23 protein-coding genes, 1 tRNA gene and 1 rRNA gene are annotated in these 23848 nt (G+C 68.2%); 22 read left to right on the top strand and 3 right to left on the bottom strand.

Annotation, left to right across the window (positions count from 1 at the left end; genetic code table 11):
• The first annotated feature begins 18 nt into the window (after positions 1 to 18).
• The 13 genes from rrf to VET27_RS15395 all read left to right on the top strand — a co-directional run bounded on the left by rrf (position 19) and on the right by VET27_RS15395 (position 12655).
• Positions 19 to 131 (top strand): 5S ribosomal RNA (rrf, locus tag VET27_RS15335).
• A 141-nt stretch (positions 132 to 272) separates the two neighbouring features.
• Positions 273 to 1127 (top strand): tetratricopeptide repeat protein, encoded by an 855-nt coding sequence (locus VET27_RS15340; protein WP_526519599.1) that lies wholly within the window; start codon positions 273 to 275, stop codon positions 1125 to 1127.
• 1 nt (position 1128) lies between these two features.
• Positions 1129 to 2151 (top strand): HAD-IIA family hydrolase, encoded by a 1023-nt coding sequence (locus VET27_RS15345; protein ID WP_526519559.1) that lies wholly within the window; start codon positions 1129 to 1131, stop codon positions 2149 to 2151.
• The gene (locus tag VET27_RS15350; protein ID WP_526519605.1) at positions 2148 to 2327 is read left to right on the top strand and encodes a hypothetical protein; all 180 of its coding nucleotides are present in this window, start codon (positions 2148 to 2150) and stop codon (positions 2325 to 2327) included. Before VET27_RS15345 ends, VET27_RS15350 begins: the two co-directional genes overlap by 4 nt.
• Positions 2328 to 2333: 6 nt before the next feature.
• Positions 2334 to 3143: a TlyA family RNA methyltransferase gene (locus VET27_RS15355; protein ID WP_526519561.1), complete on the top strand. Its 810-nt coding sequence runs from the start codon at positions 2334 to 2336 to the stop codon at positions 3141 to 3143.
• Positions 3140 to 4072: an NAD kinase gene (locus tag VET27_RS15360; protein ID WP_526519563.1), complete on the top strand. Its 933-nt coding sequence runs from the start codon at positions 3140 to 3142 to the stop codon at positions 4070 to 4072. Before VET27_RS15355 ends, VET27_RS15360 begins: the two co-directional genes overlap by 4 nt.
• On the top strand, positions 4062 to 5834 hold the full coding sequence (gene recN, locus VET27_RS15365) for a DNA repair protein RecN (RefSeq protein ID WP_526519565.1): 1773 nt from the start codon (positions 4062 to 4064) through the stop codon (positions 5832 to 5834). Before VET27_RS15360 ends, recN begins: the two co-directional genes overlap by 11 nt.
• Before the next feature lie 93 nt (positions 5835 to 5927).
• Positions 5928 to 7112 (top strand): putative cytokinetic ring protein SteA, encoded by a 1185-nt coding sequence (steA, locus tag VET27_RS15370; RefSeq protein WP_526519567.1) that lies wholly within the window; start codon positions 5928 to 5930, stop codon positions 7110 to 7112.
• Between the two features lie 30 nt (positions 7113 to 7142).
• Positions 7143 to 8084 (top strand): copper transporter, encoded by a 942-nt coding sequence (locus tag VET27_RS15375; protein WP_526519569.1) that lies wholly within the window; start codon positions 7143 to 7145, stop codon positions 8082 to 8084.
• Positions 8085 to 8183: 99 nt separating this feature from the next.
• The gene (pyrG, locus tag VET27_RS15380; RefSeq protein ID WP_526519571.1) at positions 8184 to 9920 is read left to right on the top strand and encodes a CTP synthase; all 1737 of its coding nucleotides are present in this window, start codon (positions 8184 to 8186) and stop codon (positions 9918 to 9920) included.
• Entirely contained in the window at positions 9913 to 10536 is a 624-nt protein-coding gene (locus VET27_RS15385; protein WP_526519574.1) for an NUDIX domain-containing protein, read from the top strand. The genes pyrG and VET27_RS15385 overlap by 8 nt, the downstream gene beginning before the upstream one ends.
• Before the next feature lie 14 nt (positions 10537 to 10550).
• The gene (xerD, locus tag VET27_RS15390) at positions 10551 to 11480 is read left to right on the top strand and encodes a site-specific tyrosine recombinase XerD (RefSeq protein WP_526519601.1); all 930 of its coding nucleotides are present in this window, start codon (positions 10551 to 10553) and stop codon (positions 11478 to 11480) included.
• Between the two features lie 2 nt (positions 11481 to 11482).
• On the top strand, positions 11483 to 12655 hold the full coding sequence (locus VET27_RS15395; protein ID WP_526519576.1) for a flavin-containing monooxygenase: 1173 nt from the start codon (positions 11483 to 11485) through the stop codon (positions 12653 to 12655).
• Positions 12656 to 12746: 91 nt separating this feature from the next.
• Here the strand turns inward: VET27_RS15395 and VET27_RS15400 are convergent, their stop codons facing one another.
• Complete coding sequence (locus VET27_RS15400) at positions 12747 to 13496, bottom strand: O-methyltransferase (RefSeq protein WP_526519579.1); 750 nt, start codon at positions 13494 to 13496, stop codon at positions 12747 to 12749.
• 151 nt (positions 13497 to 13647) lie between these two features.
• On the opposite strand from VET27_RS15400, the gene VET27_RS15405 reads away from it, so the two are divergent.
• The 8 genes from VET27_RS15405 (at position 13648) to VET27_RS15440 (ending at position 20832) form a co-directional block, all read left to right on the top strand.
• The gene (locus VET27_RS15405; protein WP_526519581.1) at positions 13648 to 14511 is read left to right on the top strand and encodes a ParA family protein; all 864 of its coding nucleotides are present in this window, start codon (positions 13648 to 13650) and stop codon (positions 14509 to 14511) included.
• Complete coding sequence (locus tag VET27_RS15410) at positions 14508 to 15320, top strand: segregation/condensation protein A (protein WP_526519583.1); 813 nt, start codon at positions 14508 to 14510, stop codon at positions 15318 to 15320. The genes VET27_RS15405 and VET27_RS15410 overlap by 4 nt, the downstream gene beginning before the upstream one ends.
• 10 nt (positions 15321 to 15330) lie before the next feature.
• The gene (gene scpB / locus VET27_RS15415) at positions 15331 to 16050 is read left to right on the top strand and encodes an SMC-Scp complex subunit ScpB (RefSeq protein ID WP_526519585.1); all 720 of its coding nucleotides are present in this window, start codon (positions 15331 to 15333) and stop codon (positions 16048 to 16050) included.
• A 1-nt stretch (position 16051) separates the two neighbouring features.
• The gene (locus VET27_RS15420; protein WP_526519587.1) at positions 16052 to 16798 is read left to right on the top strand and encodes a pseudouridine synthase; all 747 of its coding nucleotides are present in this window, start codon (positions 16052 to 16054) and stop codon (positions 16796 to 16798) included.
• Between the two features lie 11 nt (positions 16799 to 16809).
• Positions 16810 to 17481 (top strand): (d)CMP kinase, encoded by a 672-nt coding sequence (gene cmk / locus VET27_RS15425; protein ID WP_526519603.1) that lies wholly within the window; start codon positions 16810 to 16812, stop codon positions 17479 to 17481.
• The gene (gene der, locus VET27_RS15430; RefSeq protein ID WP_526519589.1) at positions 17478 to 18908 is read left to right on the top strand and encodes a ribosome biogenesis GTPase Der; all 1431 of its coding nucleotides are present in this window, start codon (positions 17478 to 17480) and stop codon (positions 18906 to 18908) included. The genes cmk and der overlap by 4 nt, the downstream gene beginning before the upstream one ends.
• Positions 18909 to 19108: 200 nt before the next feature.
• Positions 19109 to 20023 carry a sulfite exporter TauE/SafE family protein gene (locus tag VET27_RS15435; RefSeq protein WP_526519591.1) on the top strand — a complete coding sequence of 305 codons (915 nt, stop codon included), beginning with the start codon at positions 19109 to 19111 and terminating at the stop codon, positions 20021 to 20023.
• Positions 20024 to 20058: 35 nt separating this feature from the next.
• On the top strand, positions 20059 to 20832 hold the full coding sequence (locus tag VET27_RS15440) for a sulfite exporter TauE/SafE family protein (RefSeq protein WP_526519593.1): 774 nt from the start codon (positions 20059 to 20061) through the stop codon (positions 20830 to 20832).
• On the opposite strand, the gene VET27_RS15445 is transcribed toward VET27_RS15440, so the two are convergent.
• A complete protein-coding gene (locus VET27_RS15445) occupies positions 20829 to 21899 on the bottom strand; it encodes an aldo/keto reductase (RefSeq protein ID WP_526519595.1) in 1071 nt (356 codons plus the stop codon). The two genes, VET27_RS15440 and VET27_RS15445, sit on opposite strands and share 4 nt — an antisense overlap.
• Positions 21900 to 21922: 23 nt before the next feature.
• The gene (locus tag VET27_RS15450; protein ID WP_526519597.1) at positions 21923 to 23416 is read right to left on the bottom strand and encodes a cryptochrome/photolyase family protein; all 1494 of its coding nucleotides are present in this window, start codon (positions 23414 to 23416) and stop codon (positions 21923 to 21925) included.
• A gap of 111 nt (positions 23417 to 23527) precedes the next feature.
• Between VET27_RS15450 and VET27_RS15455 the strand changes: the two genes are divergently transcribed.
• Positions 23528 to 23601 (top strand) — tRNA-Pro (locus tag VET27_RS15455).
• Positions 23602 to 23848: the final 247 nt, after the last annotated feature.

Below are 23848 nucleotides of genomic sequence, written 5' to 3' on the forward strand. Positions count from 1 at the left end.
CCGAAAATAAAATAGAGTTACGGCGGCAACAGCGGCAGGGAAACGCCCGGACCCATCCCGAACCCGGAAGCTAAGCCTACCAGCGCCAATGATACTAACCATCCGGTTGGAAAAGTAGGACACCGCCGAACACCCTTTAAGAATCACCCCCCACAATTGCGTGGGGGGTGATTCTCTATTCACGACCCTGCCATTCCATTTGGCATTCGTCGCGAGTTGTCGAATATCGCCGTATCCTTTGCGAGACGGTGAGTAGAACAGGGAAGGCAGACGTGGCCCAGGACACGCAACGCGGAGGCGACGAGGGGCGGCCTCGGCGTACGCCCAGCGCCGGCGCACCACGGCGGGGTTCTGCAGATCCGCGACGGGGCACGGGTTCCGGCGATCGCCTTGGCGCCCCACGCTCATCGGGGCCCGACCGCGCACGGCGCGTACAGCCGCGGTCCGACGATCCCCGCTCCGAAAGCAACGCACCCCCGATCCCTGCCGATGTCGAGGCCAGGCAGTTGGCTCCGGACGTCCGCGGCGAGCTGATGACCCTCGACAAGGCGACCGCCGACTACGTGGCCAAGCACCTGGTCGCGGCCGGTGACCTCCTCGACGAGGATCCCGAGTTGGCGTTGAAGCACGCCCAGGCGGCGCGGACGCGCTCCGGCCGAATCGCCGCCGTGCGTGAGGCCGTCGGTATCGCCGCGTACCGCTGCGGCGACTGGGCGCAGGCACTCTCGGAGTTGCGTGCCGCCCGACGCATGGGCAGCAAGTCACCGCTGTTGCCGCTGATCGCCGACTGCGAACGTGGCGTCGGCCGCCCCCATCGGGCGATCGACCTGTCCCGCACGCCCGAGGCCGAGGAACTCACCGGCGACGACGCCGACGAACTGCGGATCGTCGTCGCGGGTGCGCGCTCCGATCTCGGCCAACACGAACAAGCCCTCGCCGCGCTGTCCACGCCCGCGCTCGATCCGGAGCGAACCGGGGTGACCGCAACCCGCCTCTTCTACGCCTATGCCGATGCCCTCCTGGCGCTGGGCCGCAATGACGAAGCGCTGCAATGGTTCATCAACACCGAAGCGGCGGACATCGACGGCGTGACCGACGCCGATGAGCGAATCACGGAGCTCAGCTGACGTGACGACACTTGCGCAGGAACACGATTGCCTGCTGCTCGACCTCGACGGGACCGTGTTCCGGGGGCAGCAGCCAACCGAGGGTTCCGTCGAGACCCTGGCGACCATCGAGTCCCGCACCTTGTTCGTCACGAACAACGCGTCGCGCGGACCCGACGAAGTCGCGAAGAACCTCGTCGCGATGGGGTTCGCCGCCACGCCTGACGACGTCGTGACCAGTGCGCAGAGCGCCGCGCGGCTACTGGCCACCCAAATGGCTTCGGGCTCAACGGTTCTGGTGATCGGCACCGAGTCGCTGGCCGAGGAGGTCCGCAAGGTCGGCCTGCAGCCCGTGCGCAAGTTCGCCGACAAGCCCGCGGCCGTCGTGCAGGGTCACTCGCCGCAGACCGGGTGGGCCGATCTCGCGGAGGCCGCCCTGGCCATCCGCGACGGAGCGCTGTGGGTTGCCGCGAATGTGGACCGGACCCTGCCCTCCGAGCTCGGCCTGCTGCCCGGCAACGGATCCATGGTCGCCGCGCTGGAGACCGCCACCGACCAGCGACCACAGGTGGCGGGCAAGCCTCAGCCACCGCTGCTGCTCGATGCGCTGGCCCGCGACGAGTTCGAGCGTCCGCTGGTGATCGGCGACCGAATCGACACCGACATCTCGGGCGCCAATGCCGCTGGGCTGCCCAGCCTTCTGGTGCTCACCGGTGTCAGCACGGCCGCCGACATGGTCTACGCCGACGCCGCCGAGCGCCCCACCTACCTGGCCGAGGATCTGCGGTCGCTCTACGCGGACAGCGACACACTGCGCGTCGCGCCGCACCCTGCCTGGCGCGTCGAGGTCGGGCTGCAGGAGGCCACCGTGCATTCGACCGGAAGCGACGCCGAGGACTCGTTGAGCATCGTGCGCGCCGTGGCCAGCACGGTGTGGGGCTCGAGTCTGGATGGCGTGCAATTCGCCATCCTCGGCGGCGACGACAGGGCGCGCGAGGCGCTGGAACGCTGGTCGCTGGTGAGCGCCGACGATCCGATAGCGTGAACGTCGAGATGATGACCGATCCCGACCAGATCCGCGCTCGGGTGGCGGCATTGCTCGCCGAGCTACCCGACCCCAATGCCGAGGACGCCGCCCACGTCGACGTGGAGAGCATCGCGGCGCGCCTGGAAGAGGCACACGACCTGCTGGTCCTGGCGCTGGAATCCGTCGAGAGGTAAGCACAGGTGACTCGGCGCGCTCGCGTTGATTCCGAGCTGGTCCGGCGTGGCCTGGCGCGGTCCCGTCAGCAGGCGGCAGAGCTGATCGGCGCCGGCCGGGTCAGCATCGACGGCATGCCCGCCGCCAAGCCCGCGACGGCCGTGAGCGTCGACGCGAAGCTCACCGTGGCCGGACCCGACGAACGCAGCTGGGTGTCGCGCGGCGCTCACAAGCTCATCGGAGCGCTGGACGCGTTCGGTGTCACAGTCGAGGGCCGCCGCTGCCTGGACGCCGGTGCGTCCACCGGCGGCTTCACCGAGGTGCTCCTGGACCGCGTTGCACGCGAGGTCGTCGCCGCGGACGTCGGCTACGGCCAGCTGGCCTGGTCGCTGCGGTCCGACGACCGGGTGGTGGTCCTTGAGCGCACCAACGTCCGCGCGCTGACTGCCGAGGCCATCGGTGGACCGGTCGACCTGGTGGTCGCCGACCTGTCGTTCATCTCGCTGGCGACGGTGTTGCCCGCGCTGGTGTCCTGCGCGTCAGCGAACGCGGATATCGTTCCCATGGTGAAACCACAGTTCGAAGTGGGCAAGGACCGCGTCGGGCCGGGTGGTGTCGTCTCGGATCCCGCGGTCAGGGCCGACGCGGTGCTCTCGGTCGCGCGCCGGGCCGCCGAACTCGACTGGCAGACGGTCGATGTCACGTCGAGCCCGCTGCCGGGTCCGTCGGGGAACGTCGAGTTCTTCCTGCGCCTTCGCGCGCAGACGGAGAGTCCCCTCCTGGGCGAGTCGCTGGAGGATGCCGTACGTCGAGCCATCGAAGAGGGGCCCCAATGACCGACGAACGCCAGATTCTGCTCGTCGTGCACACCGGTCGCGACGAGGCCACCGAAACCGCCCGCCGAGTAGAGAAGGTGCTCACCGAGAACGGCATCGGTCTGAGGGTGCTCGCGGCGGAGCAGGTGGATCACCAGCCGTTCTATTCCGGCGCCGCCGACATCAGCGCGCTCGGGACCGACATCCACGTCGTCGACGCCGACGAACACGCCGCCGAGGGTTGCGAGCTGGTGCTCGTTCTCGGTGGCGACGGCACGTTCCTGCGCGCCGCGGAGCTTGCGCGCAACGCCGAAATCCCCGTGCTCGGCGTCAACCTCGGCCGCATCGGCTTCCTCGCCGAAGCCGAGGCCGGCGCCATCGACACCGTGCTCGACCAGGTGGTCACCCGCAACTACCGCGTCGAGGAGCGCATGACGCTCGACATCGTCGTGCGGGTCGACGGGAAGATCAAGCAACGCGGGTGGGCGCTCAACGAGGCCAGCCTCGAGAAGGGGCCGCGCCTCGGCGTGCTCGGCGTGGTGCTCGAGGTCGACGGCCGTCCCGTCTCGGCGTTCGGGTGTGACGGTGTCCTGGTTTCGACGCCAACCGGGTCCACCGCCTACGCGTTCTCCGCAGGCGGCCCCATCCTGTGGCCCGACCTCGAGTCGATCCTGGTGGTGCCCAACAATGCTCATGCCCTCTTCGCCCGGCCGATGGTGACCAGCCCAGACGCGTCGATCGCGATCGAGGTCGAGGCCACCGGTTACGACGCCATGGTGTTCTGCGACGGCCGCCGCGAGATGGTGGTGCCTGCCGGCGGACGCCTCGAGGTCACCCGCTGCGGCACACCGCTCAAGTGGATCCGGTTGGACAGTGCCCCGTTCACCGACCGATTGGTACGCAAGTTCCAGTTGCCCGTCACCGGCTGGCGGGGGCACGGTGCTCGCTGAGATCCGCATTCAGGAACTCGGTGCGATCAGGGCTGCCACCGCCGAGTTCGACCGGGGGCTCACCGTGTTGACGGGGGAGACCGGTGCGGGCAAGACGATGGTCGTGACCGGCCTGCACCTCCTCGGCGGCGCCCGCGCGGACGCCAGCCGGGTCAGGTCCGGTTCGGAGCGCGCCGTCGTCGAGGGCCGCTTCACGACCACCGAACTCGGCGGGACGGTCGCCGAACGCGTCGACGAGATCCTGGATTCCTCGGGCGCCGACCGCGACGACGACGGCAGCGTCATCGCCGCACGCTCAGTCAGCCGTGACGGTCCCTCGCGGGCGTACCTCGGGGGGCGCAGCGTGCCCGCCAAGTCGCTGAGCACCTTCACCACCGAACTCCTTGCGCTGCACGGTCAGAACGATCAGCTGCGGTTGATGCGGTCCGACGAGCAGCGTTCGGCGCTCGACCGGTTCGCCGACGTCGACGCTCCGTTGGCGCGGTATCGCGGGCTGCGCGACGACTGGCTGACGCAGCGGCGGGATCTTGCCGACCGTCGGCAACGGGCGCGCGAGCTGGCGCTGGAAGCCGACCGGTTGCAGTTCGGCCTCGGCGAGATCGACGCCGTCGCACCGCAGCTCGGTGAGGACGACGCGCTGGTGGCCGAGATCCGCAGGCTGTCCGAGTTGGACGCCCTGCGGGATGCGGCTAGGACCGCGCGGGTCGCACTGTCCGGTGAGCTGGACGAGCCGGCTCAGGGTGCGGTGTCGGCGGTCGACTGGATCGGTCAGGCCAAGGCGGCGTTGCAGTCGACCGACGACTCGGCGCTGCGAACGCTGGGTGACCGGCTCGGCGAGGCGCTCGCCATCGCGAGCGACGTGTCAACCGAACTCGGCGACTACCTGGCCGAATTACCAAGTGATGCAAGTATTTTGGAGTCACGACTGGCGCGACAGGGTGAGTTGCGCAACCTCACCCGCAAGTACGCGGCCGACGTCGACGGCGTGCTGGCATGGGCCGAGGATGCCCGCTCGAGGTTGGCGCAGCTCGACGTCTCCGAGGAGGCGCTCGCCGGGCTGCAGCAGAAGGTCGACGAACTCGAGGGCAAGGTCGTCGCGGCGGCGGCCGACGTCACGATGGTGCGCACCAAGGCCGCCAAGGGGATGTCCAAGGCGGTGACCGCAGAGTTGGCCGGTCTGGCGATGACGGGCGCGGGCTTCACCATCGCGGTCGGTCCGCTGCTGGCGCGGGCCGACGACTCGGCCCCGCTGAAACTGCCGTCCGGCGACGTGGTGCACGCCGGGCACGACGGCGTCGACGCCGTCGAGTTCGGCTTCACGCCGCACTCCGGGTCCGACGTGCTGCCGCTCGCCAAGAGCGCGTCCGGTGGCGAGTTGTCCCGCGTGATGCTCGCGCTCGAAGTGGTGTTGGCGGCGTCGGCGGAGGGCACGACCATGGTGTTCGACGAGGTCGATGCGGGCGTCGGCGGCCGTGCTGCCGTGCAGATCGGGCGCCGGTTGGCGCGCCTGGCACGTACCCATCAGGTCATCGTCGTCACGCACCTGCCGCAGGTCGCCGCCTATGCCGACGTGCACCTCGTCGTCGACAGCAGTACCGGGAAGGGCAAGTCGAGTGAGGTGCGCCGCCTCGACGACGACGACAGGGTCGGCGAGTTGGCGCGGATGCTGGCGGGGCTCGGAGAATCGGACAGCGGTCGGGCCCACGCTCGCGAACTGCTCGAGTCGGCCCAGAAGGAATCCGAGACCCAACCGCTCGCCTGACGGTGTTGCGGATGTGACAGAAGATAACTTCTGAGGCTGGTGTTACGGCGCGCCTCCACCTCAACTTGAGGGTTGGCCGACAGAATCCTCCCCATGAAGATGTCAGCGCTGCTCTCGCGTAATGCCGGCTCACGACCCGGGGTGTCCGGCACTGCCCGCGTCGATCGCGACATCGATCGACTGCTCCGTCGCGTCGGCCCCGGTGACATCGTCGTCATGGACGCCCTGGACCTCGACCGCATCACGGCCGACGCCCTGGTCGACGCCAACATCGCCGCCGTCGTCAATTCGTCCCCGTCGATCTCGGGTCGCTACCCGAACCTCGGACCCGAGGTGCTGGTCGCCAACGGCGTCATGCTGATCGACGAGGCGGGCCCCGAGGTCTTCAAGAAGATCAAGGACGGCGCCAAGGTCCGGCTGCACAACGGCGGCGTCTACTCCGGTGACCGCCGCATCGCCCTCGGCACCGAGCGCACCGACGAAGAGATCCGCGACCTCATGCACGAGGCGAAGAGCGGTCTGGTCGCGCACCTGGAGGCCTTCGCGGGCAACACCATCGAGTTCATCCGCAGCGAGAGCCCGCTGCTGATCGACGGCATGGGCATCCCGGACATCGACGTCGACCTGCACCGCAGGCACGTCGTCATCGTCGCCGACGAGGCCGACGCCGCCGAGGACCTGAAGGCGCTCAAGCCGTTCATCAAGGAGTATCAGCCGGTGCTGGTCGGTGTCGGCGCGGGCGCGGACGTGCTGCGCAAGGCGGGCCACCGCCCGGCCCTGATCGTCGGTGACCCCGACGAGATGAGCGTCGAGGTGCTGCGCTCGGGTGCCCAGGTAGTTCTGCCGGCAGACGCGGACGGTCACGCCAAGGGCCTCGAACGCATTCAGGACCTCGGGGTGGGTGCGATGACGTTCCCCGCCGCCGGTTCGGCCGCCGACCTGGCGATGCTGCTCTGCGACCACCACGGCGCATCGCTGATCGTCACCGCGGGCCACAACGCCAGCATCGAGGAGTTCTTCGACCGCACCCGCCAACAGAGCAACCCGTCGACGTTCCTGACCCGTCTCAAGGTCGGCGAGAAGCTGGTCGACGCCCAGGCCGTCGCGACGCTGTACCGCAGCCGGGTGTCCGGCGGCGCGATCGCCCTGCTGGTGCTCGCCATGCTGGTCGCCGTGATCGCCGCGCTGTGGGTGTCGCGGGCGGACGCCGTCGTCATCGAGTGGGTCACCCAGTACTGGAATCAGTTCTCGCTCTGGGTGCAGGGCCTGGTCACCTGACCCCTAGCTCGTCACATCTCGGGAGGGTTCGTGATTTCCCTACGCTCGCATACGATCTCACTGGCAGCGGTCTTCCTCGCCTTGGCGATCGGGGTAGCTCTGGGGTCCGGTCTGTTGTCGAACACGCTCCTGGCGGGCCTCAAGGACGACAAGACCCAGATGCAGAACCAGATCAACGGGTTGACCGACGAGAAGAACGCTCTCAACGAGAAGCTCAGCGCCGCTGGTGAGTTCGACGCGCAGATGTCACCGCGGATCCTGCGCGACGCGTTGAAGGGCAAGTCGGTGGTGATGTTCCGCACGCCGGACGCCGCCGACGACGACGTGGAGGCGATGTCCCGGCTGGTCGGTGAAGCCGGCGGCGTCGTGACGGGGACCATCGCGCTTACGCAGGAGTTCGTCGACGCCAACTCATCGGAAAAGCTGCTGTCCGTGGTCAATTCGCCGATCGTCCCTGCCGGTCGGCAGCTGAGCACGACTTCGGTGGATCAGGGATCACAGGCGGGCGACCTGCTCGGCATCGCCATGCTGGCGGGGAAGGATCCGGCCATACCAGCGGTCGACGACGCGCAACGAGATGCCGTGCTGGCAGCGCTGCGTGACACCGGCTTCGTCACCTACGGCACCGAACGGATCGGCGCGGCGGATTCCACGCTCGTCGTCACCGGCGGAGGACTGGCCGACGACGCGGGCAACCAGGGCGCGACCGTGGCCCGCTTCGCGGCGGGTCTGGCACCGCACGGCGCGGGAACGCTGGTCGCGGGGCGCGACGGGTCGGCCACCGGTACGGGCGCCGTCGCGGTGGTCCGGTCGGACGCCAGCCTCGCCGGCGCGGTGAGCACGGTCGACGACGTCGACAGCCAGTCCGGTCGCATCACCGCGGTGCTCGCGTTGCAGGAGATGACCAACGGCGGCCGTCCGGGGCAGTACGGCATCGGCCGCGGCGCGTCGTCGGTCACCATCGCGCAATAGCGGGCCAACCGGCGCGTCAGTAACGACTTGTCGGTGTCGGTGTTAGGGTGAGTTTCCGTGGGTCGGCAGGCCCCAAGCCATTCGCCACGGAGGTTGCTCTTGCCATCGTTACGCAGGCACCCGCAGACCACGACCAAGCATCTCTTCGTCAGTGGTGGTGTGGCGTCCTCACTCGGCAAGGGCCTCACAGCCAGTAGCCTCGGCCAGCTGCTCACCGCACGCGGCCTGCAAGTCACGATGCAGAAGCTGGACCCCTACCTCAACGTGGACCCGGGCACCATGAACCCGTTCCAGCACGGTGAGGTGTTCGTCACCGAGGACGGCGCCGAAACCGACCTCGACGTCGGCCACTACGAGCGCTTCCTCGACCGCAACCTGTCGGGGTCGGCGAATGTGACCACCGGGCAGGTGTATTCGACGGTGATCGCCAAGGAGCGGCGTGGCGAATACCTCGGTGACACCGTGCAGGTGATCCCGCACATCACCGATGAGATCAAGCGCCGCATCCTGGCGATGGCCGAGCCCGACAACCAGGGCCGACGTCCCGACGTCGTCATCACCGAGATCGGTGGCACGGTCGGCGACATCGAATCCCTGCCGTTTCTCGAGGCGGCCCGGCAGGTCCGTCACGAGGTGGGCCGCGACAACGTCTTCTTCCTGCACGTGTCGCTGGTGCCCTACCTCGCGCCGTCGGGTGAGCTGAAGACCAAGCCCACGCAGCACTCGGTGGCCGCCCTGCGCAGCATCGGCATCAGCCCGGACGCGCTGATCCTGCGCTGCGACCGCGACGTGCCCGAGCCGCTGAAGAACAAGATCGCGCTGATGTGCGACGTCGACATCGACGGCGTGATCTCCACCCCCGACGCGCCGTCGATCTACGACATCCCGAAGGTGCTGCACCGCGAGGAGCTCGACGCCTACGTGGTGCGGCGGCTCAACCTCCCGTTCCGCGACGTCGACTGGACCGAGTGGGACGACCTGCTTCGCCGCGTGCACGATCCGCAGGAGACCGTGCGGATCGCGTTGGTGGGCAAGTACATCGACCTGTCGGATGCGTACCTGTCGGTGGCCGAGGCGCTGCGGGCCGGCGGGTTCAGGCATCACGCCAAGGTCGAGATCCGCTGGGTCGCCTCCGACGACTGCGAGACCGATCCCAGTGCGGCGATGGCGCTCAACGACGTGCACGGGGTGCTGATCCCCGGCGGGTTCGGCATCCGTGGCATCGAGGGCAAGATCGGAGCCATCAAGTTCGCCCGCAGGCACGGCATTCCGGTGCTCGGGCTGTGCCTGGGCCTGCAGTGCATCGTCATCGAGGCGGCCCGCTCAGTCGGCATCGAGGACGCCAACTCTGCGGAGTTCGAACCCGACACCCTGAACCCGGTGATCTCGACGATGGCCGACCAGCAGGACATCGTGGCGGGCGAGGCCGACCTCGGCGGCACCATGCGCCTCGGTGCGTATCCCGCGGTTTTGCAGGAGGATTCGCTGGTGGCCCAGGCGTATGAGGCCACGAAGGTGTCCGAACGGCACCGCCACCGCTACGAGGTCAACAACTCCTACCGCGACCGCATCGCGGAGAGCGGGCTGCGCTTCTCGGGCACCTCGCCGGACGGTCATCTGGTGGAGTTCGTCGAATACGACCCGGCGGTGCACCCGTTCATCGTCGGCACGCAGGCCCACCCCGAGCTCAAGAGCAGGCCCACGCGGCCGCACCCGCTGTTCGTGGCGTTCGTCGGGGCGGCGCTCGATTACAAGGCGGCCGAACGCCTGCCGGTCGAACTCGCCACCCAACGGGCCAACGGCGCCGAGTTGCCAGAGCCCGCGCGCCGTGCCTGAGCACGACTTCGTCACGGTCGCCAGCGAAACGATCTACGTCGGAAACATCTTCGCTCTGCGCGCCGACGAGGTGAGCATGCCGGACGACCGGATCGCCCGGCGCGAGGTGGTCGAACACTGCGGTGCGGTCGGCATCGTCGCGCTGGACGAGAACAACAACCTCGCGATGATCTACCAGTACCGGCATCCGGTGGGGCGGCGGTTGTGGGAGCTGCCCGCCGGGATTCTCGACATCGGCGGTGAAGCGCCGCATCTCAGCGCGGCCCGTGAACTCGAGGAGGAGGCGGGGCTGAAGGCCCGCGACTGGGGCGTCCTGGTCGACGTCATCTCGGCGGCGGGGTTCAGCGACGAATGCGTCCGCATCTACCTGGCGACCGGGATCACCGACGTTGGCAGGCCCGAGGCGCACGACGAAGAGGCCGACCTGAAGCTCGAGTGGTTTCCGCTCGCCGATGCCGTCGAGATGGTGCTCAGTGGTGAGATCGTGAATTCGCTTGCAGTGGCTGGCATTCTGGCCGCCCGGACCATCGACCGGGACGTGCAGGCGCTGCGTCCGGTCGATGCGCCCTGGCCCGACAAGCCCACCAGGTTCGCTGCTAGACGGGCGAGCAGGTGACCACCGCGGTCCGCCTGCTCGACGACCAGCTTCAGGGGTATCTCGACCACCTGACGATCGAACGCGGCGTGGCCGCCAACACCTTGAGCTCTTACCGCCGGGATCTGCGTCGGTACGTCGCACACCTCGCGGCGCGCGGCATCGACGACGTCGGCAAGGTCGTCGAGGACGACGTCAGCGACTTCCTGGTGTCGCTGCGGCTCGGCGATCAGGATCACGGCACCGCGCCGCTGTCGGCGGTGTCCGCGGCGCGCACCCTCATCGCGGTCCGCGGATTTCACCGCTTCGCCGAGGCCGAGGGGCTCGCCACGCTCGACGTCGCCCGCGCGGTCAAACCGCCGACGCCGACCCGTCGGCTGCCCAAGAGCATCAGCCTCGACGAGGTGGTGGCGCTGCTGGAGGGAGCGGGCGGCGACAGCGAGACCGACGGCCCGCTGACCCTGCGCAATCGCGCACTGCTGGAGGTGCTGTATTCGACCGGCGCGCGGATCTCCGAGGGGGTCGGTCTCGACGTGGACGACGTCGACACCCATTCCCGGTCGGTGCTGCTGCGCGGCAAGGGCGGCAAGCAGCGGCTGGTGCCGATCGGCAGGCCCGCGGTCAGCGCACTCGACGCGTATTTCGTCCGCGGCCGCCCGGATCTGGCGCGGCGCGCCAAGGGCACGCCCGCGATCTTCCTCAACGCCCGCGGTGGCCGGCTGTCCCGGCAGAGCGCGTGGCAGGTGCTGCAGGACGCCGCCGAGCGGGCGGGCATCTCCGCGTCGGTGTCGCCGCACACGCTGCGGCACTCATTCGCGACGCACCTGCTCGAGGGAGGCGCCGACGTTCGCGTGGTGCAGGAGTTGCTCGGCCACGCCTCGGTGACCACCACGCAGATCTACACGCTGGTGACGGTGTCGGCGCTGCGGGAGGTGTGGGCCGGCGCGCATCCGCGGGCGCGCTAGCGATGAACGCACCCGAGAACCAGGTGGTGATCATCGGTGCGGGGTCTGCCGGTCTCGCCGCCGCCCTGAGTCTCAGCGACCTGTCGGTGAAGTCGGTGGTGCTGGACCGCGGCGATCTGGTCGGGGCGTCGTGGCGGTCACGGTATGACCGGCTGCGACTCAACACCGGCCGTCAATACTCTCATCTGCCAAAGCGACGGTATGCCAAGGGAACTCCGCTGTTCCCGACACGCGACCAGGTCGTCGCGCACCTCGAGCAGCACTCCGGCGAGCGGGGCATCGAGCTACGACTCGGCACACCCGTCGAGCGGGTCGTGCGGCGCAAGCCCACCGGCTGGGGCGTCGTCACCCCGGACGGCATCGTCGGCACCGCGCACGTCGTGGTCGCGACCGGTTATGCGCACACCCCGGTCCTGCCGGACTGGCCCGGTGCGGCGACGTCGTTCGGTGGCGAGCTGCTGCATTCCTCGGCCTACCGCAATCCGACGCCGTTCGCAGGCAAGCGGGTGGTGGTCGTGGGCGCCGGCTCGTCGGGCATGGAGATCGCACACGATCTCGCGACCGGGGGAGCCGCCAAGGTGTGGCTGTCGGTGCGCACCCCGCCCAACGTAATGCCGCGAAGGGGGCCTGCCGGCCGGTCGAACGACGTCCTCGCGAGGCCTCTGTTCCATCTGCCGCCGCGGTTGGCGGACGCGATCTCGCGACGCGCGCGGTTGTCGGCGTTCGGTGATCTGAGCGAGTTCGGCCTGCCGATCCCCGAGGAGGGGCCATTCAGCCGGGGGCATCGTCTGCACGTGGCGCCCGCGCTGGTCGACCTCGAGGTGATCGACGCAGTCCGCGACCGCTCCATCGAGGTAGTCGATGCGCTGACCTCGTTCGACGAGGGTTTCGCGGTGCTCACCGACCGCACCCGGCTCGACGCCGACGTGGTGATCGCCGCGACAGGCTACCGCTGTGGGCTGGAGCCGCTGGTCGGCCAGCTCGGGGTGCTGACCGACGCGGGTGTGCCCAGGGTGGGCGGGGACGTCGCCGCCGAGCCGGGGCTATGGTTCCTGGGTTTGTGGTCATGGCCGTCGCTGATCGGCTACACGTCGAAACAGGCGGAGCGGATGGCCGCGCGCATCGCCCGGGCGATCGCCGAAGCCAGCCGACCCAAGAAGAACAGGCTCCTTTAGGCGGCCAGGTTCCATGACGCCTTCTAAAACCTGATGTCACCCGCGATATCGCGTTCGCGGAGGGAGTCGTGGCCGCAGTTCGTCGCTCGAGTCAGCCCAGGTAGTCCGACTCGAGTACCAAATCCGACAGCAGCGTCTGGTACTCGACGTGGGTGGAATGTTCGACGGTCTGGAACAGCTTGCCCTGCTGCTCGCGCATGTAGGCACGGTACCTGGGTGCGCCGGGGACGCGGACGTTGTCGGCCACCACGATCGAGCCGGTGTGCAGCCAGCCGCGGTCGAGGATGGCGAGCAGGTCCGCGACGTAGGCGCTCTTGTCGTGGTCGATGAACAACAGATCGAGAGTTCCTGCGGCGAAACCACTTTGGGTCAACGCGTCCAGCGTCGTGCCGCCGTCGCCGAGGGTGCCCACGACGCAGGTGATCCGGTCGCCGAGCCCGGCATGCGCCCAGATGCGACGGGCGATCGCGGCGTTGGCGGCGGAGAACTCGACGCTGAACACCCTGGCGTTGGGGGCGGCGCGGGCGATGCGCAGGGCACCATAGCCGCAGTAGGTGCCGAGCTCCAGGGCGAGGGTGGCGTCGGCCCGGCGCACGGCTGCGTCGAGCAGCTCGCCCTTCTCGTCGCCGACGTTCATCAGCATCGACTTCTCGCGGGCGAACTCGTCGATGGTGTCCAGGACGTGGTCGACGTCGCCCTTGCGGGCGTTGGCCTCGACGTATCTGGCGGTGGCTTCCTCGCGCCCGTCACCGATCTGGCCGGTCTTGAGGAAGCCCGGCATGGCGAACGCCATGCGCACCATCGACCAACGCAGAAACGGCAGACGCTGCTTCCAGCTCATGTCCGCCAGCCTATGCGCATGCGGCGAAGGCCGGATTCCGATAGTTTCCCGCTGTTGCCTCGCGGGTCTGGCGTCTTCGGCGTTCTCATCCCGTTAAACTCCAAGCGATGTTCGCCAAGCCCGTAGGTTGCCTGACCGGCGGCGGTCCCGAGTGACCGACGACGCTGGTACCACCGACGGCGTCGGCCATACGGGTCGTCCACCCCGGGTGATCCCGGAACCAAAGCCTAAGAGCGTGCACGGCCCGGCCAAGGTCATCGCGATGTGCAACCAGAAGGGTGGGGTCGGCAAGACCACCTCCACCATCAATCTGGGCGCCAGCCTCGCCGAATACGGGCGACGGGTGTTGCTGGTCGACCTCGACCCGCAGGGTGCACTGTCCGCGGGGCTCGGCGTGCCACACTACGAGCTGGACCACACCGTGCACAACCTGCTGATCGAGCCGCGGGTGTCGGTCGATGACGTGCTGATCAAGACCCGCGTCAAGGGCATGGACCTGGTGCCGAGCAACATCGACCTGTCGGCGGCGGAGATCCAGCTGGTCAACGAGGTCGGCCGCGAGCATTCGCTGTCCCGGTCGCTGCACCCGGTGCTGGACCGCTACGACTACGTGCTGATCGACTGCCAGCCGTCGCTCGGTCTGCTCACCGTCAACGGGCTGGCCTGCGCGGACAGCGTCATCATCCCGACCGAGTGTGAGTACTTCTCGCTGCGCGGCCTGGCCCTGCTGACCGATACCGTCGCCAAGGTAAAGGACCGCCTGAATCCGAAGCTGGAGATCGGCGGCATTCTGATCACCCGGTTCGACCCGCGCACCGTCAACTCGCGTGAGGTGATGGCCCGGGTGCTCGAGCAGTTCGGCGATCTGGTGTTCGACACCGTCATCACCCGCACAGTGCGCTTCCCGGAGACCAGCGTCGCCGGTGAACCCATCACCACGTGGGCCCCGAAATCTGGTGGCGCGCTGGCATATCGGTCGTTGGCGCGCGAGGTCATCGACCGGTTCGGCGCGTGAGTTCGCCGGCAACGGAGGAGTCACCGCAGACTGGGTTTCAGGTCCGTCTCAGCAACTTCGAGGGCCCGTTCGACCTGCTGCTGCAGCTGATCTTCGCGCATCGGATGGACGTGACCGAGGTCGCACTGCATCGGGTGACCGACGACTTCATCGCCTACACCAAGCACGTCGGCCGTCAGCTGGAGCTCGACGAGACCACCGCGTTCCTCGTGATTGCCGCCACCCTCCTGGACCTCAAGGCGGCCCGGTTGCTGCCCGCGGGCGAGGTGCACGACGAAGAGGATCTCGCGCTGCTCGAGGTTCGCGACCTGTTGTTCGCGCGGCTGCTGCAGTACCGCGCGTTCAAGCACGTGGCCGTGATGTTCGCCGAGCTCGAGGCCGCCGCACTGCGCAGCTATCCGCGGGCGGTGTCGCTCGAGGAGCCGTTCTCCGACCTGTTGCCCGAGGTCATGCTGGGTGTGGACGCCGACAGCTTCGCCCAGATCGCGGCGGCGGCGTTCATGCCGCGACCCGTGCCGACCGTCGGCATGGACCACCTGCACGTGCAGGGCGTGTCGGTGCCCGAGCAGGCGCGGCGGTTGCTGAGCATGCTGGAGGAGCGCGGCGTCGGGGCGTGGGCGTCGTTCTCGGACCTGGTGGCCGACTGCGGAGCGACGATCGAGATCGTCGGCCGGTTCATGGCGCTGCTCGAATTGTTCCGTGCCAACGCGGTAGCATTTGACCAGCCAGAACCACTTGGAGTGCTGCAGGTTTCGTGGACCGGGGATCGCCCGACCAACGAGTACCTGGCCACTGCGGTGGAAGAGTGAGAAATAGGCAATGACTGACGAGCATCCCGAACCTGCCCCTGCCCTCGATCTGGGCGTGGACGTGGGTTCCGATCTCGGTATCGACGTCGCACTTCAGCCCGAGATGGACGACGCCGAGCTCGGTGCGGTGCTGGAGGCGCTGCTGCTGGTGGTGGACACGCCCGTGCCGGTCGACGCACTAGCGGCGGCGGTGGACCAGCCCGCCTACCGGGTGGCGGCGAAGCTGCGGCTGATGGCCGACGACTTCACCGCGCGGGACGGGGGCATCGACCTGCGTGAGGCGGGCGGCGGCTGGCGGATGTACACCAGGGCGCGCTACGCGCCCTACGTCGAGCGGCTGCTGCTCGACGGCACCCGATCCAAGCTAACGCGCGCCGCGCTGGAAACGCTGGCGGTCGTGGCGTACCGGCAGCCGGTGAGCCGGGTGCGGGTGAGCGCCGTGCGTGGCGTCAACTGCGACGCGGTGATGCGCACGCTGCTGGCCCGCGGACTGATCATCGAGTCGGGCGCCGATTCCGACACGGGCGCAACGACCTTCGCGACGACGGAGCTGTTCCTGGAGCGGTTGGGGCTGTCGTCGCTGACGGATCTGCCCGACATCGCGCCGCTGCTGCCGGACGTGGACAACATCGACGACATCACCGAATCGCTCGGTGAAGAGCCGCGATTCGTGAAACTCGGCGTGGTGCCGAACAACCAACCGCTGGCCTTCGACGTGGACAAGGACTGACATGGCCGACGATGATGAAGGCACCCGACTGCAGAAGGTGCTGTCGCAGGCGGGAGTGGCGTCCCGCCGCGTCGCCGAACGGATGATCCGGGACGGCCGGGTGGAGGTCGACGGGCACATCGTGACCGAGATGGGCACCCGCGTCGACCCCGAGAACTCGGAGATCCGCGTCGACGGCGTGAAGATCCGGGTCGACGACACGATGGTGTACCTGGCGATCAACAAAGAGCGCGGCATGCACTCGACGATGTCCGACGATCAGGGCAGGCCTTGTGTCGGCGACCTCGTCGAGTATCGGGTTCGCGGCAACAAGAAGCTCTTTCACGTCGGGCGCCTCGACGCCGACACCGAGGGGCTGTTGATCCTGACCAACGACGGTGAGCTGGCGCACCGTCTGATGCACCCGTCCTACGAGGTGCCCAAGACGTACCTGGCGACGGTCGTCGGCGCGGTGCCACGCGGGCTCGGCAAGAAGCTGAAGGCCGGCATTGAATTGGACGACGGTCCCATTCACGTCGACGGCTTCGCGATGGTCGACACCATCCCGGGCAAGTCGCTGGTGACGGTTACCCTGCACGAGGGGCGCAAGCGAATCGTGCGACGGATGCTGGCCGCGGTCGGCTTTCCGGTGACCGATCTCGTCCGGACCGACATCGGCACGGTGTCCCTCGGCGAACAGAAGCCCGGCAGCATCCGAGTTCTGACCAGCAAAGAGGTCGGCGAACTGTACAAGGCGGTGGGAATGTGAGCGGACCGTTGATGATTGCCGTCGACGGACCGGCGGGCACCGGGAAGTCGTCGGTGTCAAGGGGTTTGGCGCGGGCACTGAGTGCGCGCTACCTCAACACCGGCGCGATGTACCGGATCGTGACGCTGGCGGTGCTGCGTGCGGGGCTGGATCTGGACGACGCCGCGGCCATCGCCGCACTCGCGTCGCGGGTCGACCTGGCGGTCGGCTTCGACCCCGACGAGGACCTCTACTTCCTTGGGGGAGAGGACGTCTCGGTAGAGATTCGCGGCGATGCGGTCACCAAGGCGGTCTCCGCGGTGTCGGCGGTACCCGAGGTGCGGACCCGGCTGGTCGACCGGCAGCGTGAACTGGCCGACGGCTCGGTGGCCGTGGTGGTCGAGGGCCGCGACATCGGCACCGTCGTGCTGCCCGACGCCGACGTGAAGGTCTTCCTGACGGCGTCGGCGGAGGAGCGGGCGCGGCGGCGCAACGACCAGAACGTCGCCTCCGGACTCGACGGTGACTACGACGCGGTGCTTGCCGACGTGAAGCGTCGCGACCACCTGGATTCGACGCGAGCGGTGTCGCCCCTGCGGGCGGCGGACGACGCGATCGTCGTCGACAGCAGTGACATGTCCGAATCCGAGGTCATGGCATACCTTCTCGACCTCGTCGAGCAGCGGGCCGGGGCCTCCCGATGAGCGAGACCGACGCCGGGACCGAATCGGACGGCACCTGGGTAGACGAGGGCGACTGGGAGCTGCCGCCCGAGGGCGTCGAGATCGGCGACCTCGAGGCCGAATACGCGCCGCCGCCCGTCGTCGCGGTGGTGGGCCGGCCGAACGTCGGCAAGTCCACTTTGGTGAACCGGATTCTGGGACGCCGCGAAGCCGTCGTGCAGGACGTCCCCGGCGTCACCCGCGACCGGGTGTCCTATGACGCGAACTGGCTGGGCCGCAGGTTCATGGTGCAGGACACCGGCGGCTGGGAGCCCGACGCGAAGGGCCTACAGCAGTTGGTGGCCGAGCAGGCGACCGTCGCGATGCGCACGGCCGACGCGATCATCCTGGTGGTCGACGCGGTCACCGGCGCCACCAGCGCCGACGAAGCGGCGGCCAAACGGCTGCAACGTGCCGGCAAGCCGGTCTTCTTGGCGGCCAACAAGGTCGACAACGAGAAGATGGAGTCCGAGGCGGCGTTGTTGTGGTCGCTGGGACTGGGGCAGCCGCACTCGGTCAGTGCGATGCACGGCCGCGGCGTGGCCGACCTGCTCGACGCGGTGCTCGAGGCTCTGCCCGAGGTGTCGGAGATGGGGTCGACTACGGGCGGGCCACGGCGTGTGGCGTTGGTCGGCAAGCCGAACGTCGGCAAGAGCTCGCTGATCAACCGCCTCGCGGATGAAGAGCGGTCGGTGGTGCACGACGTCGCGGGGACGACGGTGGATCCCGTCGACTCGCTGATCGAATTGGACGGCAAGCTCTGGCGTTTCGTCGACACCGCGGGTCTGCGTCGCAAGGTAGGTCAGGCCAGTGGCCACGAGTTCTATGCCTCGGTGCGCACGCACGGCGCGATCGACGCGGCCGAGGTGGTCATCGTCCTGATCGATTCCTCGCAGCCGCTGACCGAGCAGGACCAGCGGGTGCTGACGATGGTGATCGAGGCGGGCCGGGCGCTGGTGCTGGCGTTCAACAAGTGGGACCTGATGGACGACGACCGGCGGTTTCTGCTGGACCGCGAGATCGACCTCTCGCTGGAGCAGGTGCAGTGGGCGCAGCGGGTGAACATCTCCGCCAAGACGGGCCGGGCGGTGCAGAAGCTGGTGCCCGCGTTGGAGAGTGCGCTCGCGTCGTGGGACAAGCGCATCTCGACGGGTCAGCTGAACACGTTCTTGAAGGAGATAGTGGCCGCGACTCCGCCGCCGGTGCGCGGTGGCAAGCAGCCCAAGATCCTGTTCGCCACGCAGGCGACGGCCCGGCCGCCGACCTTCGTGCTGTTCACCTCGGGCTTCCTGGAGGCGGGCTACCGGCGCTTCTTGGAGCGCAAGCTGCGCGAGAAGTTCGGGTTCGAGGGCAGCCCCATCAAGATCAACGTGCGGGTGCGGGAGAAGCGCGGGAATCAGAAGCGCTGATCAGGTGTCTGTATTGTGAGGCGCGTACGCGCGTCGAGAGGAGTGGGTGATGGCTGAACGGGCCTTCCGTACCGCACCCTCCGCGCTGTGTGCCCTCGAGCCGTTCTGGCCGTCCCGGCGTTTCATCGCCTTCGACGAATGGTGTTGTGCGCGCGTGTGACTCGGGCCCTTAAACATTTGATCGAAAGTAGCCGGACCTCGTGCGTTCGCTCATAATCTTCACCCTCGTCGGCGTCGGCGCCCAGCTCGTCGACGGCGCGCTCGGCATGGCGTTCGGCGTGACCGCCTCCACGCTGCTCGTTCTCAGTGGCGTCGCGTCGGCCCAGGCCAGCGCGGCAGTGCACCTGGCCGAGGTGGGCACCACCTTCGCGTCGGGCCTCTCCCATTGGAAGTTCAAGAATACCGACTGGGGACTCGTCCTTCGGCTCGGTGTGCCGGGCGCGGTCGGCGCCTTCCTCGGCGCGACGTTGCTCTCGTCGCTGTCGACCGAGGATGCGGCGCCGGTGATGGCCGCGATCCTGCTGGCGATCGGCGTCTACGTGTTGTTGCGCTTCTCGCTGCGGAACCCGCCAGCGGTCAAGGTCGGCACGACGAAACACGGCGCGAAGTTCCTGGCGCCGTTGGGTCTCTTCGGCGGCTTCATCGACGCGTCCGGCGGCGGTGGTTGGGGTCCCGTCACGACCAGCACGCTGCTCTCGCAGGGCAAGACCGCGCCGCGGACGGTCATCGGCTCGGTCAGTGCGTCGGAGTTCCTGGTCGCGGTGTCGGCGTCCCTCGGGTTCCTGATCGGACTGCGCGAGGAGTTCTTCGACAACTTGCCGATCGTGCTCGGGTTGGCGGTCGGTGGCGTCATCGCCGCGCCGTTCGCCGCGTGGCTGGTCAGTCGGGTCAGCCCTGCGTTGTTGGGCACTGCGGTCGGCGGTGTCATCGTGCTCACCAACTCGCAGAAGCTGATGAAGTACTTCGAAATCGGGTCGCCGTGGTCGACGTTGATCTACGGGACGATCGTCGTGGCGTGGACGGCGTTCGTGTTCCTCGCCTGGAAGCTGTCGAAGGCGCCGACGTTCGTCCCGGACGAGGTTCCGGAGCCGCAGCCGGGGGTCGACGCGCGCTGACGGCGGGCGGTCGGCCGCCCGATAGGGTTTGATCGATGTCTGTCGCGCACATGGTCCTGATCGCGTTGGCGGGCGTCGGAGCCGGCGCGATCAACGCGATCGTCGGCTCCGGCACCCTGATCACGTTCCCGACGCTGGTGGCGCTGGGGTTTCCCCCGGTAACGGCGACCATGTCGAACGCGGTGGGCCTGGTGGCTGGCGGCATCTCGGGCACCTGGGGCTACCGGCGGGAGCTTCGGGGCCAGTGGGACCGACTGAAGTGGCAGATACCGGCGTCGCTGCTGGGGGCGTTGGTCGGTGCGTGGCTGCTGTTGCACCTGCCCGAGAAGGTGTTCATCTCGGTGGTGCCGGTGCTGCTGATCGGTGCGCTGCTGCTGGTGGTGTTCGGGCCGCGGATCCAGGCGTGGGCGCGGGGGAGGTCGGCGGACGAGGCCGAACCGGTGTCCACCAGGCGGATGGTCTTAGTGGTGCTGGGGACGTTCGCGGTTGGCGTCTACGGCGGGTATTTCACTGCGGCGCAGGGCATTCTGCTGATCGGGGTGATGGGCGCGCTGCTGCCGGAGTCGATGCAGCGGATGAATGCGGCGAAGAACCTTTTGTCGTTGTTGGTGAACGTGGTGGCCGCAGCGGCGTACACGCTGGTGGCGTTCGACCGGATCAGCTGGCTGGCCGCGGGGCTCATCGCCGTGGGGTCGCTGCTCGGCGGGTTCCTCGGTGCCCACTACGGGCGGCGGCTGTCGCCGAACGCGCTAAGGTTGGTGATCGTGGTGGTCGGGCTGATCGGCCTGTACCGGCTGCTGACCGTCTAGACGTCGGAGCTCTCACGCCACAGGTCGATGCCGGAATCTGAAGCGTACTTATCGATTTCGGCGAGTTCGTCCGGTGTGAAGTCGAGGTTCGCGAGGGCACCGAGATTCTCGTCGAGCTGAACGATGCTGGAGGCCCCGACGAGGGTCGAAGCGACGGTGGGGTCGCGTAGCACCCAGGCGAGGGCAAGCTGCGCCAACGACTGGCCGCGTCGCTCGGCGATGCCGGCGAGTCCCCGAAGCCGTTCGCGCACCTCGTCGGTCACCAGGTCGTCGTCGAAGGTCGGACGCGCAGTCGCACGATCGATGTCGGCCGGGGGGCGCTGTAGATAGCGGTCGGTCAGGAGGCCCTGGCCCAGCGCGGTGAACGCGATCGCTCCCATCCCGGCGTTGGTGAGCTCGGTGGTCAGCCCGCCTTCGATCCACCGATTGAGCAGTGAGTACGACGGTTGGTGAATCACCAGCGGGGTGCCCAGTCGCTGCGCGATGGCCGAGGCTTCGGCGGTCTTGGCCGCCGAGTAGGACGAGATGCCCACGTAGCGCGCCTTTCCCGCACGCACGGCCGTGTCTAGGGCGCCGATCGTCTCCTCCAGCGGCGTCACCGGATCGATGCGGTGCGAGTAGAAGACGTCGACGTAGTCGAGCCCGAGGCGGTCGAGGGATTCGTCAAGGCTCGCAAGCAAATAGGTGCGTCCACCGAGCTGGCCGTAGGGTCCCGGCCACATGTCCCAGCCAGCCTTGGATGAGATGATCAGCTCGTGGCGATACGGCTTGAAGTCGCGGCGCAGAATCCTGCCGAAGTTCTCCTCGGCGGACCCGTACGGCGGTCCATAGTTGTTGGCCAGGTCGAAGTGGGTGATCCCACGATCGAACGCGTGGCGCAACACCTGCCGTTGCACGTCGAAGGGCCGGTTGTCGCCGAAGTTGTACCAGAGGCCCAGCGAGATCGCCGGGAGTAGGAGACCGGACGATCCCACGCGCCGATAGGGCATCGCGTCGTAGCGGTCCCGAGCCGCCACCCATGGATCGTGGGTGAAGGGCACGTCGGAGATCGCGAGTTCGTCGGCCATGGAAGTCATCGTAGGTCGGCGCGTCAGAACTCCTGGCGGTCGGCCTCCTGCTCGAGCACGGCATCGAGGTCCTTGAGGCGGTCCATGTTGGCGACCACGCGTTGGGTCCGGTTGTTCTTGGCGAGCATGTCGCGGTTGTGGTGCACGAAGTTCCAGTAGCCGGCCGTGAACGGGCACGCATCGTCGCCGAGACGCTTCTTCGGGTCATAGGCGCAGTCGCCGCAGTGGTCGCTCATCTTGTTGATGTAGGCGCCGCCGGACGCGTAGGGCTTGGTGGCGAGCAGACCGCCGTCGGCGTGCTGGCTCATGCCGATGACGTTGGTCGGCATCACCCATCGGAAGCCGTCGACGTAGGAGGTGGCGAACCACTCGGTGAGGTCGTCGGGTTTGTAGCCGCGCTGCAGTGCGTGGTTGCCGAGCACCATCAGCCGTTGGATGTGGTGATTCCAGCCGCGGTCGCGGACACCTCCGATGGCGTGGCGTAGACACTCGGCGGTGATCGAGTCGGCATCGAGGTCCGTCCACCAATTCGGCAGGGCCGCTTGGGCTCCCAGCGCGTTGTTACGGGTGTACTCGGGGCCGAAGTGCCAGTACAGATGCCACATGTATTCGCGCCAGCCGAGGATCTGCCGGATGAAGCCCTCGACTGCGGCCAGGGGTGCGTCCCGGCGGTGGTAGGCCCGCTCCGCTGCCTCTACGGCGTCGAGCGGATGCAGCACCCCGAGGTTGAGGGGGACCGACAGCAAGGAGTGCGACATGGCCCAGTCCTCGCCCATGATGGCGTCCTCGTAGCGGCCGAATTCCGGGAGCCGGTGCTCGATGAACCTGTTGAGGGCGCGACGGGCCTCGGTGGGGGTGACGGCGAACAGGCGCGGACCGTCGACGCCGACCGTGTCGAGGTTCATCCGGTCGAGGTCGCGGCGGACCTGCTCGTCGACGTCGTCCTCACGCGGTTGGTAGGGCTTCGGCAGACCGAGCGTCTTCTGCTTCTTCGGTGGCGACTCGCGGTTGTCCTCGTCGTAGTTCCACCTGTTGCCGACGGGTTCGCGTCCGTCCATGAGGACGTCGAAGCGACGGCGCTGGTCGCGGTAGAAGTCCTCCATGCGGAACCTTTGGCGATTACCCGCCCATTGCTGAAAGTCCTTGCGGGACAGCGCGAAAGTTGACGTCGGGAGGACATCGGCCACCAGGCCCTGCTTGCGCAGGCGATGGACGAACTCCTCCGCGGCGTGGGAGGTGGGCTCGTGGACGAGGACGGGGCGGCCGAATTGCTCGAGGGCGTCGGTGTAGGTGTCGGTCTGCAGCAGGGTGGCGCGGTCGCCGAGGTCGTCGTTGGCGTGGCGCAATGCGGAGAGGACGAGGTGCAGCTTCTGACGGTGATACCGGCGTTTCCGAAGCGCTGAGCTGGCCTCGACGAGCAGCACCTCGCGGTGGGCGTGCTCGCCGCCGTGGACCGCGGGCCCGAGCTGGTCGGCGAAGAGCCACAGGGGAGTGTCGTCGCGGGTCGTGTCGGTCATCGACTTCGAGCATACGAGCGTGCGCCGACGACGCGCCCCGGGCGGCGGTTGGGATTGCAGGTGGTGGCTGCGGTAGCATTTCGACCGCTGCCGGCGATCCCGGCAGCGCCGCGGGCTGTGGCGCAGCTTGGTAGCGCACTTGACTGGGGGTCAAGGGGTCGCAGGTTCGAATCCTGTCAGCCCGACGCAGGTCAGAGGGTATATTCGAGTTACCGAAGGGCTTACGGTAGGGCCGCTACCCAAACGCGGTACCCAAACCAGCCTCGACACGACTGCGCACAGCAAAGAGCCCCGGCCACTTCATCTGGCCGGGGCTCTTCGTCGTGCGGATCAGGCGGTGGCGCTCATCTCCCACAGGGACGCCACGCCCTGGGCCAGTGAGGGCCAGCTGAACTTGTGCGGCTCTTCTGGCCCGTCGGTCACTAGGCACCA

Origin of the sequence: Mycobacterium sp., from assembly GCF_035633495.1 — a bacterium.
Taxonomy (GTDB): domain Bacteria; phylum Actinomycetota; class Actinomycetes; order Mycobacteriales; family Mycobacteriaceae; genus Mycobacterium.